This window comes from Thalassospira sp. B30-1, assembly GCF_015767575.1.
GTDB classification, from domain to species: Bacteria; Pseudomonadota; Alphaproteobacteria; order Rhodospirillales; family Thalassospiraceae; genus Thalassospira; species Thalassospira xiamenensis.
This window is the reverse complement of record NZ_CP065232.1, coordinates 725,303-738,478: the sequence shown is the minus strand read 5'-3', so window position 1 is coordinate 738,478 and position 13,176 is coordinate 725,303. Positions and strand designations below refer to the sequence as shown.

The following is a 13,176-nucleotide window of genomic DNA, read 5'->3' as shown; positions in this document are numbered from 1 at the left end:
CAAGAATTCTGTTCAACAGGTCCGCACTGCTTCCCCAAAACAATACGTGGCTCACATCTGGCCGCCCGGTCGATATTTGGGACATGATCGGATCACGGTCGGTGTAAACCGCGCCCAGATTGCAGCCTGATGTGTTAAAACCTTCTTTAACCTGCGGATTTTTGCCGCATTTGCAGACCGGCAAATTTTGCCCATCATCGACGAGCCTCAAAAGATGTGACTGTCATCATTGCGCATTATTTGTTCCGGGCCTATTGCCTGACTATATTAAAAAGACCAACATCAGACAAAAGAGCTTGATCATGGATTTTCTGCTCACACCTGGCACCATTGTCCGCCATCCTGGCCAGCCCGACTGGGGCCTTGGTCGCATTCAGGCGGTAGACGGCGACAGGATCGCCGTCAATTTCGAAGAGGCCGGACGCCAGATCATCCGCCCACGCCATGTCGTGCTTGAAATTGTCGAGGCTGCCGTCGGCTATGAATAACAGCACGTAACCGCCTGCGATGGCACGGAACTTGCTGAAATGAAAAGATTGAATAATTCGGCGTCTTGACGGAATTTGATACGCAAGATCGCATCCATCGGCTACCGGGCGAACCAATCCGGTGATCTGATTTAAATGATAACAAGGTCGGAACGGGTAAATGATTGCAATCGTCAAACCACCGCGGGACAGCTTCAAACAGCGTCACCACTCCGCCGCATTCGCCGTACTCGAACAATTTGCCGCCGGCCTCATCGAACAGGCCAAGGCGCATGGCGGCACCATCAGCGCCGAACAGATTTCAAGCGCGCTGGAAACATTGCGCGGGCAGAATAAGCTGTTTGACGCGGCATGGATGACGCTTGAAGCCGATCTTGATACCGTCAAGACCCGCCAGAATGCCGCTGTCCGCCACGATCCGCTGGGCCGCCTTCTGGTCAGCCGTTTTGCCCATCAGCTTGAAGGCCGCGAAGCGGGCGATCTGGAACATGGGGCACTGTCGCGCGAAATCCTGCAACCCTTCTTCAAGGTCATCCGCATGATGGTTGGCATGGATATGCTACAGGAAATCGATGGCGAAATACAGACCATCATTGAACAGCATGCCGACGAAGAAGATGAATTGCGTGATCCGACAGATTACTGGGATCACCTCGCCGAAGAGCCACAGGTCGCCAACCGGCTTAATCTGGTCTTCTCGCGCATGGCCCTGCATTTCAAGGATTACGAGCGGCGTAAAAACTGGATGATCCAGTTGGTCAATGACAACATGCCGCATGGCGATCATGCATGGACCTTTACCGAGGAACATTGTGTGCGATTGCTGCGCGCCCTGTTCCGCGATGTACGTTCCGCCCTGTCCAAGCCGGAACGTTCGGCCGAACTGGTTGCCAAGCTTGGCAGCGAGAATGTCGAGACGCTACGCAATGTCATGGCATCGCTTGATCGCGACGTCGCGACCCTCCACATCCGCGAAGCCGAAAACTGGGAATAGGCATTCGATAATTCCTGAATTTCCTGACAGATAGAAACACCGCGGCGGATATTTCCCGCGGTTTTTCTGATGTCATCTGACGGAAAGGTGATGATTTCATCACAAATCGGGGTGGCCAAATCAATCCCCCCTGTGCCAAAGTCGAACTTGCGCACTACATAGCGTTTCCAGACCAATAAACAGAAACAAGCGCCGCCGCCATGACCAGACCGCTGATTGACAAATATGGCCGCCATGTATCGTACCTTCGGGTATCGGTGACGGATCGCTGTGACTTCCGCTGCACCTATTGCATGGCCGAAAGCATGATCTTTCTGCCAAAATCCGAAGTCCTGACACTTGAAGAACTCGATCAGCTCTGTTCGGCCTTCATTGCGCGCGGTGTACGCAAACTGCGCTTGACCGGGGGCGAGCCACTGGTGCGCCGTGGCATCATGGACCTGATCAGGGATTTGTCGCGTCATCTTAAATCCGGTGCGCTTGACGAACTTACCATGACGACCAATGGCAGCCAGCTTGCGACCTACGCCGATGATCTGGCACGTCTTGGCGTCAAACGGCTCAACATCTCGCTTGATAGCCTTGATCATCAGAAATTCGCCGAAATCACCCGCCGTGGCCGCCTTGAACAAGTACTAAGCGGGCTTGAAGCTGCCAAACAGGCGGGGCTCAAGATCAAGATCAACACGGTCGCCCTTCGCAATTTCAACGAAGACGAAATTTCCCGTCTTGTCGCCTGGTGCGGCAAGGAAGGCTTTGATCTTTGCCTGATTGAAACCATGCCGCTTGGCGATATTGACGGGGATCGCACCGATCAATATCTGCCGCTGACCGCCGTTCGTGAACGGCTGGAACAGGAATATACCTTGGTACCCAGCAACCATGTCACCCCCGGCCCGGCACGCTATGTCACGGTTGCCGAAACCGGCGGGCGTCTTGGTTTCATAACACCGCTTACCCATAATTTCTGTGAGGGCTGCAACCGCGTGCGCGTGACCTGTACCGGTACGCTTTACATGTGCCTTGGTCAGGAAGACCACGTTGATCTGCGCGCGGCCCTCCGCTCGGGCGCGCCCGAAACCCTTGACCGTCTACTTGACGAAGCCATGCTGCTGAAACCCAAGGGTCATGATTTCGTCATCGACCGCAAGGGCCAGAAACCTGCAGTCGGTCGCCATATGAGCATGACGGGCGGCTGATCCGAACATCACCCCATTCCAGTTACAGGCATAAAATGAACATTCTGATTGTCGGCGGCGGCATCGCCGGTTTGTCTGCGGCCATTGCCCTGCAAGGCGACGGACATGACATTACGATTGCCGAAACCCTTGATGGCTGGAAACCGGCCGGGGCAGGGTTGCACCTGCCCGGCAATGCGGTGACGGCCCTTCGGGACCTTGGCATTGATCAGGATGTTGCCGACAAATCCTGTGCCTTTCCAAGGCTTGATTATTTCGATCATCGTGACCGAAAACTGTTTGCGCTTGAAACCGAACAGCTCGGCTGGCCGACATTTCAGGCCCTGACCCGCAGCGACTTTCACGAAATCCTGTGCGCCAGACTAACAACACCGACCATCCGGTTTGGTCTTTCCGTATCCGACATCAGTAACGCACCCGATCAGGCACAGGTTCGTTTTACCGACGGCACGACCGGCAGCTTTGATCTTGTGATCGGTGCGGACGGGATCAATTCAGCCGTTCGACGCCTGGTTTTTGGCCCGGAACATGTCCCGCAGCCGACTGGTTATATCTGCTGGCGCTGGATCACGGATTATCCCTTCGGCCTGACAGCGCCCAAATTCATCATCGGTCACGGGCAGGTTATTCTGCTGATGCCGTTGGGTGATAGCCGGTTTTATATCTATGCCAGCACCTATGATCCGGGCGAAAGAATACACGACTTGCCGACAAGCGAACTTGCCGCGCATTTTGCCCGGTTTGATGGATCGGTGTGCGATATGCTAGGCACAATCGGAACGGACACCGTCATTCACGAAGGCCGTCTTCAGCAAATGGTCATGCCCGAATGGGTTGCGGGGCGTGTGGTACTGATCGGGGATGCGGCACATGGCACCCTTCCGACCATGGCACAGGGGGCAACGCAATCGATCAAGGATGGCTTGGCACTGGCCAATGCCCTTCACAAACAACCCGACATCACAATCGCGCTTGCCGACTGGCAGGCCGCCCGACTGCCCGAAGCACACTGGGTCCAGCAACAATCCCTGCAACGCATGGGTTTCGCCAAAATCCGCGGCAAGACCGGTGTCTGGTTGCGCAATACCCTTATGCGCAGGATCGGCCCAAAGATTGTTGCATCGGGCTTCCGTCCGCTGATTGACGGCACGGCAGGCAACCGCAAGGACTAGGTGAACGCCTTTCGGACCTGCTCGATTGCCGTCATCGCGACGGCATGGCTTTCCGCCGCCAGCAGATGAGCAGGGCAACGCGCGCAATCCGAACTGCCAAACCCGGCAATCGGAATGGAAATGCCCGGCACCATACCCAAAGCAGCACGCAAATCGCATTCACACCCATCGGGCATGACAAGCATCGCAACCACGTGCCCGGTGCCGTTGGTCAGTTCATCGACATGCCAATGCTGTTTTTTCTCCGTCCGGCAATGACGTTTGACACGGGCCGCAATGCCACCCGATCCGTTGGCAGAACCGCAATAAAGATAAGTGCCCCGGCGCAGGATGGCCCCGGCGAAGCGTTTGTTCCGTAAAACCAGATCAGCAGAAAGATCAATCACGAGAATGTAGGCTCCGGCAACTTTGGGAAGCTGCCGGAGGGTTTCATTATTTATGTCAGCAACAAGCTGCGTCAAAGTCACAGCAGCAGATCAACCGAAAGACCGGGGCCGCGCGTGCCATTGGCAAGCACGGGTTCACAATCCTCGTTGATCCGTGACGCGATGCGCTGTCGCAAAGCACTGAAACGTTCCGACGTCACGACATCAACAGGCTGATCCAGATGAACCTCGATCCGGTAAACACCGCCAACCGGGGTTCTGGTGACACCGCGGATTTGGCCGCACACCGCATGGCCGAGATAGGACCCGGCAAAGCGTTTGCCGATACCAAGATCGGCAATCCGGACCGGTTCGCGTTTGCGCGTCATGGCAATCGCGGTGTTCCAGTCACGAAATCCGTGGCTTTGCGCCAGAAGCTCCAGGCTTCCGGTGTGGGAAACCGTCATCTTGCGGCTGGCCAGTGCCTTGCGCAGGCGCTTTGCCTGCTGCTTAAGTATTTCCGCCGGATCGCCCGATGCGATTATCGCAAAATCGGCAAGCTCGACCGGTGTCTGTTCAGGCTTTTCGGGCGGGTTATGAACGGGTTGGGTCATTTTCGTCTCCTGACAGGAGGCCGGGTGTCCGCATTGCCGGTCCGACGTCACAAGAAGACGGGGAACCGATAAAATCGTCTGCATCACTTTACCATGAGCCAAAGCCCCGCGAACGGCCGGTGTGTGCAACCGCGCATTTCGTAGCGCAATGTGCCGCAAAACACAAGCACCACCATATCTTTGACCGCGCGAAGCGCATTACCGCTTGCAGAAATTGACAGCCCCTACAGGGACAACATATACCAGAATTAACAAATATCGCCGGGCACCCGGATGAATGCGCCAAACAGGGCGCAAGGGTATTCGACCAATTATAAGGAATTAGCGCCATGGCCATGGAAGCCCACGAAATCGAAACGATGATCAAGGAAGCCCTTCCCGATGCACAGGTCCGCATCGAGGACCTTCGCGGTGATGGCGATCATTATGCGGCAATCGTTGTGTCCGAGTCCTTCCGCGGTAAAACCCGCGTGATGCAGCACCAGATGATCTATTCGGCCCTCAAAGGCAAAATGGGCGGTGACCTGCACGCCCTTGCGCTTCAGACTTCCGCACCGGAATAAGTTCCGGCCGCACGCACGGGACCGCCTTGCGTTTGCCACCATCCTTGCAAGGCCGCCAGAAAATTACGGGCACCGATCAGCTTCGGTGCCCTTGATAATTCCCGACCCAGACCAGAATGACTACCCGTATTCGAACCCGGATCAATATCCGGGTTTCCGCTCCGGTTCAGGCTTGAATATCGTTCCGCCCATCGGGCACCTGCCGTTTGGCCCCACAAAATGACCATGGTTCAATAACGATGTCCTCATCCCAAAAACCGGCTTTGATCGGTGCCGGACCGCTAGCGGGGCTTGGTGCCTTTGTCATCTGGGGCTTTCTGGGCTTCTATTTCAAAATCATCGATTTCGCGAGCCCGTTTGAAATTCTCGCCCATCGCATCCTATGGTCGGCGATCCTGACATTGACACTGGTTTTTGTCCTGAAACGTCGTGCGCGATTGTGGGACCTGCTGTCGTCTAGGCGCACCATGGGACTGTTATTCATAAGCAGCCTGCTGATCGCCGGGAACTGGGTGATCTATATCTGGTCGGTTCATATCGGACATGCGCTTGAAGCCAGCCTTGGCTATTACATCATGCCGCTGATCATGCTGATCCTTGGTCGCATCTTCTTTGGCGAGAAGCTTAATCGCATTCAGATCGTCTCGGTACTGATCTGCTTTGCCGGGGTTCTGAACCTTCTGGTGTTTTTCGGATCACTGCCGTGGATTGCGCTTAGCCTGTCGTTGCTGTTCGGCTTTTATGGCGTCATCCGCAAATTTGTTCCGGCCGATCCGATTGCCGGTCTGTTTGTCGAATGCCTGCTGCTGTCGCCGGTGGCATTTGGCTATCTGGTCTGGCTGAATGCATCGGGCACCATGGCCTTCACCAATCTGGGGATTGGCCATGATGCCCTGCTGGTGTCGCTGGGCGCTGTCACAACCATTCCGCTGGTGCTGTTTGCCTTTGCTGCCCGGAACATGAAATTTTCCGCGCTTGGCCTGATGCAGTATCTGAATCCGACGATCCAGTTCTTTGTTGCGGTTCTCTTGCTCGGCGAAACTTTTACCCAGGCGCATATGATAACTTACGCGCTGGTCTGGATCGGACTTGGCATTTTCACCTGGGATAATTTGCGGACTGCACGGCAATTACGCCGCAAGAGTTGACAGAACCGCCCCTTCCAGCCATATCTTCGGCCATAAAACCATAACCTGAAATATCGCGGCAGAGAGATCGCCGCCTTTGCAGCCAAGGACAACCAACATGACCGACAATCCGGTTTTTGATCGCATCCAGAAAGACATCAACGACAACGACGTCGTTCTGTTCATGAAGGGCACCTCGATGTTCCCGCAATGCGGTTTCTCGGCCGCAGTCGTTCAGGTCCTTGCCGAACTCGGCGCGCCTTTCAAGGACATCAACGTTCTGGTCGACCCGGCAATCCGTCAGGGCATCAAGGACTTCTCGAACTGGCCGACCATTCCGCAGCTTTACGTCAAAGGCGAATTCGTTGGCGGTTGCGACATCGTTCGTGAAATGTATGCCTCGGGCGAACTGGCCCAGCACCTCAAAGACAAGGGCGTTGCTGTCGCTGCCTGATCAAGGCGGATGACGCAAACCCGAACCGGTCTGACACCCGATGATTTAAAACGCGCCGCGCAGATGCCCGGCGCGTTTTTTATTGCCTCAATCCCTGCATGCATATGGGTCGATGCTGTAAAACCATTCCTTAACACCCCTGTTTGGCTGTACCATGCTTGCAAAAAGGAATTCGTTTTTACGAACAGGGCTTTGGGCGGGACATTATGAAAATCACAACAAAGATCCTGATGTGTTTCGGCCTCTGGCTGCTTGTGACGGGTATGCCAGACTGGGCACATGCACAGCCTGCCTTGGCTACAATGGCCGCTCAAAACGAAGAACAGACCACGGAAACAACCGATCCGTCCGATGATGCCTTGTCCGATACGGCTGAAACGACCTTCAGCTATTACGACTTCCTTGATGCCGGGGTGGCGCGAACCCGCGAACAGATTGCAGATACGATTACCGGCCTTGAAACCTTTCCCGATGAAATGGCACAAACCGGCGATTTTCTGTCATCAGATATCGGCCGCAGGGGGCTGATGCGCCTTGCGCTGTTTACCGTGATCTTTGTCGGTGTCGGATTGATCGTCGAATTTCTGTATCGCCGGGCTGCTGCCCCGCTCTGTAGTTATCTTGAAGCACAACACCCCACCCGATTTTTCGACCGACTGCGTCAGATGGTGCTTTTATCCGTCCTGTCGCTGCTGTCTTTGACGGTCTTTGCCATCGGCTCAATCGGTGCTTTCATGATTTTTGACTGGCCGCCCCTGATGAAGGGAGCGCTTCTGTCGATGCTCGCCGCGTTCTTTGCTCTGCGTCTTGTCATGATCGTGCTGCAATTCCTGTTTGCGCCGCAGGCTGAAGGCCTTCGGATGATCGATGTCGATCCGCAGACCGCAGCGACACTGGCACGTACCATCACCATCGCAAGTGGCGTGTCATTATTTGCCTTTGCACTGGCCGGGGTTTTCCGGCAGTCACCGGCAATGGTCCATGGCGACATCATTCTTTTTGATATCGCGGTCGTGATCAGTGTTCTGGCGTTTTGCATCGCGACGGTTTCGCTGGCGCGTTATTTCGCCACTCACCGACTCACGGGCACAGTTGAAAAGATTGCCCTGCCCGTATCGCTTGCCCGTTTATGGCCCGTCATTGTTTGCGCCTATCTGGTGGCACTCGGCGCGACGACCATTCTGGCGGCAGACCGTTTCATGAAGTTCCTGCTGGCGATTGGCATTGCCTGCCTGTTTGATGTGATTTTACGCAGCATCATCGAAAGCCAGCATCGCAAAAAATCCAGAATGGCCGAGACCAAAGCAGATGCCATCAATGCCCGCGCCGAAGCAGCGACAATTGAAGCCGGGGAAGAATTCAAACCTGTTCAGCCGGACCTTCCGGTCTTTACCCCGGTTCTGAAACGCGGTGTGCGGTTACTTGCCATCGTCTTTGTTCTTGCCAGTTTCTGGCGTATCTGGGGATTTGATCGACTTGCGCTTGCCGAAGATGCCGGGATCATCGCGCGTGCGCTTGATGCCTCGACCGAGATCATCATGATCCTGCTGATCGCCGATCTGGTCTGGTCCCTGATCAAGGCGTTCCTTGACGAGCGCATGAGCCAAAGCGGCGCGGGCGGCGGACATGGCGACGGCGAAGGGGGCGGCACCGGATTATCGCGGATTGAAACCCTGTTACCGCTTTTGAAAAACTTCGCGCTGACCGTCATCGTCATCATGGTGGTGATGGTGACATTGTCCGCCCTTGGGGTTGATATCGGCCCGCTGATTGCCGGTGCTGGCGTTGTTGGCCTTGCCATCGGCTTTGGCAGTCAGGCGCTCGTACGCGACGTTGTCGCGGGGGTTTTCTTCCTGCTTGATGATGCCTTCCGGCTTGGCGAATATATCGAAGTCGATAATCTGCGCGGACGGGTTGAAAATATCTCGATCCGGTCGATGCAGTTGCGCCATCATCGTGGCCCCCTGCAAACCGTGCCCTTTGGCGCAATCAAATCGATCATCAATCACAGCCGCGACTGGGTGATCGTCAAACTTGAATTCCGTGTGCCGTTTGAAACCGACGTCAACAAGATCAAGAAGCTGGTCAAAAGGCTGTCTGCCGAACTGCTTGAAGACCCGCTGATCGGTGACAGCTTTATCGAGCCACTGAAATCTCAGGGCGTGCGCCGGATGGAAGAATTCAACATGGTGATCGGGCTTAAATATACCGCCAAGCCCGGCGAACAATTCACCATCCGCAAAACCGTCTATCAAAGCGTTCTGGCGATGTTCAAGGAAAACGGCATCCAGATGGCCTCGCGCAATGTGAAGGTCGATGTGCCGGACGACGCCACACCGGAACAGAAGAAAGAAGCGATTGCCGCCGCCGAGCAGGCATACGAACAGGTTAACAAGCCATCTGCTTGATCCATTCCCAAAACGAACTTCCGAACCGAATGGCTCGGAAGTTCGAGATTACAGAGCTTGATGCCCAAAGTAAGACAATTTGACTTACTTGGGTGGAAATGCCTGGGTTTCTTCGCCTTTACCCAAAATCATGCTGCCATCGGCATTCAAAGCCGTGACGGTAAAGCGGTAGTCATGCGATCCGCTCGGGGGACACGGCCCTTTATAGGAAAAGGCACCTGCAGGAATTTTATTGGAACCAGAATAATCGATCGTCCCTCCTCCGTGATTGTAGGTTGGAACGTCAAGATCAACCATTTTAAAGCGGAGTGATGCTGTATCAGCAGGAATGTTTGAAATAACAAACGCAGGCGGCTTGGTGGAGCAGGCGGAAGTCCCATGCCAATCGAATGACACATCCAAAGCAACCATATTTGCAGCCTCTTTTGTTGTTTGGCAGCCAGTTAACCCGAGCACAGACAGCCCAACAATCGCTGCCATTTTCAATATCTTCATAACTTCATCCTCAACCTGAAAATATACATAAAGAGCACAGATCAGCATTCAGGAAGCAGGCAAAGGTGTCAACCCGCCCTCAAGAGTAGAATGCAACTTGAAGCAAACCAACACCTGCTCAGATAACGCATCAGCAAAACAAAAAACGCCCGCTGTTTCCAGCGGGCGTTTTGTGTTCGTCTTCGCGAAATCCGATAAGGATTAACGCGAGTAGAATTCGACGACCAGGTTCGGCTGCATCTGAACCGGGTACGGGATTTCTGCGAATTTCGGAACGCGAACGAAGGTGCCTTTGAAGGCCTTCGCGTCAACGTCGAGATATTCCGGAACGTCGCGTTCGTTCAGGTTGGCAGCTTCCATAACCATCGGGATTTCGCGCGAAGCCGGTTTGACTTCAACAACGTCGCCTTCTTTAACGAGGTAAGAAGGAATGGTGACTTTCTTGCCGTTGACAAGAATGTGGCCGTGGTTAACGAACTGACGCGCTGCGAACACGGTCGGAACGAATTTCATGCGGTAGATAACGGCATCAAGACGGGTCTCGAGAATACCGACCAGCGTTTCGGAAGTATCGCCCGGACGACGCGATGCTTCTTTGTAGTAACGCAGGAACTGTTTCTCGGAGATGGAACCGTAATAGCCTTTAAGCTGCTGTTTGGCGAACAGCTGGGTGCCGTAATCGGTCGGCTTTTTACGGCGGGTCGCGCCGTGCATGCCCGGTGCATATTCGCGCTTGTTCAGCGGCGATTTTGCACGGCCCCAAAGGTTCACGCCAAGGCGGCGGTCAATCTTATGCTTTGCAGCAATACGTTTCGACATTTTGTAACTCTCTTTTTTAAGATCACTTTATTGTCCCGATAGTTTCCTGTTTCGGTTAACCCAAACAGGAACGGGGACGAAAACACCTGTTTCGCCCCACTTTCTCGGAAGTGAGGCGCAATATAGAGATCAAGACCGCAGAGTCAAACGAAAAGGCACCCAGGTTTCCCAACCCGAGTGCCCCTGATAACCGTTTAGCCGATTTTCAATGCAAAATCAGACGCCTGCCCGAATATCTCGCAGGAATTGCTCGACCTGCTGACGCAAGCTTGCAGCCTGCCCGGTCAGTTCCTCAGCAGCACTTGCAACATCACTTGCAGATTCGCCAACTTTGCCGGTCGATGCCGTCACTTGTCCGATCGTTGACGTAACCTCGGTCGTGCCCTGTGCCGCCTGCCCGACGTTGCGCGCGATTTCTTCGGTCGCCGCCCCCTGCTGTTCAACAGCGGCCGCAATCGTCGATGCGATTTCGCTGATGCGACCGATGGTTTCAGTGATCCCGCCAATTGCCTCGACCGCATCCCTGGTTGCCCCCTGAATACCGCCGATCTGACCGGAAATATCGTCTGTTGCACGCGCGGTCTGACTGGCAAGATTCTTGACCTCATTTGCGACAACTGCAAAGCCCTTGCCGGCATCCCCGGCACGCGCAGCCTCGATTGTCGCATTCAGCGCCAGAAGATTTGTCTGCGACGCAATATCCTGAATCAAGGTTACAACATCGCCGATCTTTTCCGCCGCATCGGCAAGACCACCGATCAACTGGTTTGTTCTATTGGCTTCTTCTACGGCATTGCCCGCAATCTCGTTTGATTGCGCAACCTGCGACGAAATTTCACGGATCGACGCAGACAGCTCCTCGGTCGCGGAAGCCACAGTCTGTACATTATTGGATGCTTCTTCGGCTGCTGCATTCACCGCTGCGGCCTGTGATCGCGTGTCAACAGCGATCTGGTTCATGACCCCGGAAGACGACGACAGACGATCCGCAGCATTGCTCACCGAGCCGACCACTCCTCCAACAGAACTTTCAAACGAGTCTGCAAGCTGGTTCAACTGGGTACGGCGCCTTTCCTCGGCCACATGATCGGCTTTAAGTTTTTCGGCCTCGGCATTGCGAACACGCACGGCATTTTCCCGAAACACCGCAACGGCCTGTGCCATGCGGCCAAACTCGTTCGAACGGTCGGTATAGGGAATCTCGACATCGACATCATTCTGCGCCAGCGCATTCATCCGTTCGGTCATCCGCAACACCGGACGCCCCAACGCACCGCCAAGCCAAAAAGCGATAATCGCAACCGCAAGAACCGCAACAGCCGCCACGACGAGGGCGATATAAAGCTGGTTATTTGCCTCTGCCAGAATAGCTTTCATCGGGATCGCCGTACCCAATGCCCAGTTCGTACCCGTTTTGCCAATCGATATCGGTGTAAAGGTGACATAGTAAGACGCACTATCGGCACCGAGCTTCATTTCACGGCCAAAAGCCTCACCTTTGCCAATACTTTCCAGGACCGGTGCCAGTGCCGGATCAATATCGCTGATATTCTGGCCAACCCGATCCTTGGCACTGTGTGCGACAACATAGCCCCCTTCTGAAATCAGGGTAGCCATACCACTCTCGGGCAAGGCAATCTGGTCGATAATGCCCTGCAGCGTTTCAAGCGCCAGATCGACGGTTACGCCGCCAATCACCTTACTGCCCGGTTCCCCCTCAAATACCGGCGCACTGATGGTTGTCATTAACACGTCGACATTGTTCACGGGATAGACATAAGGTTCGACAATGGTTTCACGTCGTTCGTCACGGGGAACCAACCACCAATCGCCATCCCCCGGCGTTTCAAACCCGATCAGCGGCTCAAACGCGATCTTGCCCGATGCATCACGATAGAAATAGGGCACAAACCGACCGGCATCATCGCTGCCTGCCACATTGGCGTTGCTGCTATCGGCACCGTCAAAGGCGTTCGGTTCCCACACCGTTCCACTGCCGACAATTCCGGGATGCTGGCGCAGTAATTCGGAAATGATTTCACCGGCAACTTCGCGGTCAGGCTTACCTGCCGCAACCATGCCTTTTAGCGCCGAGGCTGTCGAACGAACGGCTTCCGCCGGAATATTCAATTCCTCCGAAACCGAATTGGCATATCGATAAGCCTGTTCGCGCGCCTGTTCGACCGATACCTTGTGAATGGCATCAAATGACGAAGATTGCGTAACCAGCAAAACCACCGCAACCGCAGAAAACGCAAGTGCCGCCATCGAAATCAGCAGCTGAACCTTGACCGAAAGATTTAGAAATCCCTTCATACCCCACCCCAATGCTCAAACATTTGAGAAACCTCTGAACCCCCGTCCGGGTGACCCATCTCTTATAAGATTGTGTTATGAATCCCAGACTCAAGGATAGGTCGGGAAAACAGGCGATGTCACGGATAATTTTGTAACTACAATTACAAATCGCCTTACATT

Annotated in this window: 13 protein-coding genes; 8 read left to right on the top strand and 5 right to left on the bottom strand. The window is 54.5% G+C overall.

Annotation, left to right across the window (positions count from 1 at the left end; all coding sequences use genetic code 11):
* Nucleotides 1-302 precede the first annotated feature (302 nt).
* From IT971_RS03340 to IT971_RS03325, 4 genes are all read left to right on the top strand, one after another.
* Nucleotides 303-488 carry a DUF3553 domain-containing protein gene (locus IT971_RS03340; protein WP_007091313.1) on the top strand — a complete coding sequence of 62 codons (186 nt, stop codon included), beginning with the start codon at nt 303-305 and terminating at the stop codon, nt 486-488.
* 160 nt (nt 489-648) lie between these two features.
* Complete coding sequence (locus tag IT971_RS03335) at nt 649-1,482, top strand: hypothetical protein (protein WP_063094765.1); 834 nt, start codon at nt 649-651, stop codon at nt 1,480-1,482.
* A gap of 200 nt (nt 1,483-1,682) precedes the next feature.
* Entirely contained in the window at nt 1,683-2,681 is a 999-nt protein-coding gene (gene moaA, locus IT971_RS03330) for a GTP 3',8-cyclase MoaA (RefSeq protein WP_063094767.1), read from the top strand.
* Between the two features lie 35 nt (nt 2,682-2,716).
* Entirely contained in the window at nt 2,717-3,853 is a 1,137-nt protein-coding gene (locus IT971_RS03325) for an FAD-dependent monooxygenase (RefSeq protein WP_063094769.1), read from the top strand.
* Here the strand turns inward: IT971_RS03325 and IT971_RS03320 are convergent.
* Nucleotides 3,850-4,239 (bottom strand): DUF123 domain-containing protein, encoded by a 390-nt coding sequence (locus tag IT971_RS03320; RefSeq protein WP_223304997.1) that lies wholly within the window; start codon nt 4,237-4,239, stop codon nt 3,850-3,852. The genes IT971_RS03325 and IT971_RS03320 overlap by 4 nt on opposite strands.
* A gap of 77 nt (nt 4,240-4,316) precedes the next feature.
* The gene (locus IT971_RS03315) at nt 4,317-4,832 is read right to left on the bottom strand and encodes a glyoxalase superfamily protein (protein WP_063094771.1); all 516 of its coding nucleotides are present in this window, start codon (nt 4,830-4,832) and stop codon (nt 4,317-4,319) included.
* A gap of 329 nt (nt 4,833-5,161) precedes the next feature.
* On the opposite strand from IT971_RS03315, the gene IT971_RS03310 reads away from it, so the two are divergent.
* From IT971_RS03310 to IT971_RS03295, 4 genes are all read left to right on the top strand, one after another.
* Nucleotides 5,162-5,395, top strand: coding sequence for a BolA family protein (locus IT971_RS03310; RefSeq protein WP_007091307.1), 234 nt, complete (start codon nt 5,162-5,164; stop codon nt 5,393-5,395).
* 239 nt (nt 5,396-5,634) lie between these two features.
* Nucleotides 5,635-6,543 carry an EamA family transporter RarD gene (rarD, locus tag IT971_RS03305; protein WP_063094773.1) on the top strand — a complete coding sequence of 303 codons (909 nt, stop codon included), beginning with the start codon at nt 5,635-5,637 and terminating at the stop codon, nt 6,541-6,543.
* Between the two features lie 97 nt (nt 6,544-6,640).
* On the top strand, nt 6,641-6,976 hold the full coding sequence (grxD, locus tag IT971_RS03300; protein ID WP_007091305.1) for a Grx4 family monothiol glutaredoxin: 336 nt from the start codon (nt 6,641-6,643) through the stop codon (nt 6,974-6,976).
* 206 nt (nt 6,977-7,182) lie between these two features.
* Complete coding sequence (locus IT971_RS03295) at nt 7,183-9,384, top strand: mechanosensitive ion channel family protein (RefSeq protein ID WP_063094775.1); 2,202 nt, start codon at nt 7,183-7,185, stop codon at nt 9,382-9,384.
* Between the two features lie 84 nt (nt 9,385-9,468).
* Here the strand turns inward: IT971_RS03295 and IT971_RS03290 are convergent, their stop codons facing one another.
* The 3 genes from IT971_RS03290 to IT971_RS03280 form a co-directional block, all read right to left on the bottom strand.
* Complete coding sequence (locus IT971_RS03290) at nt 9,469-9,879, bottom strand: YbhB/YbcL family Raf kinase inhibitor-like protein (protein WP_196871107.1); 411 nt, start codon at nt 9,877-9,879, stop codon at nt 9,469-9,471.
* Nucleotides 9,880-10,080: 201 nt separating this feature from the next.
* Nucleotides 10,081-10,698 carry a 30S ribosomal protein S4 gene (gene rpsD / locus IT971_RS03285; protein ID WP_007091302.1) on the bottom strand — a complete coding sequence of 206 codons (618 nt, stop codon included), beginning with the start codon at nt 10,696-10,698 and terminating at the stop codon, nt 10,081-10,083.
* Nucleotides 10,699-10,914: 216 nt separating this feature from the next.
* The gene (locus IT971_RS03280; protein WP_063094777.1) at nt 10,915-13,014 is read right to left on the bottom strand and encodes a methyl-accepting chemotaxis protein; all 2,100 of its coding nucleotides are present in this window, start codon (nt 13,012-13,014) and stop codon (nt 10,915-10,917) included.
* Nucleotides 13,015-13,176: the final 162 nt, after the last annotated feature.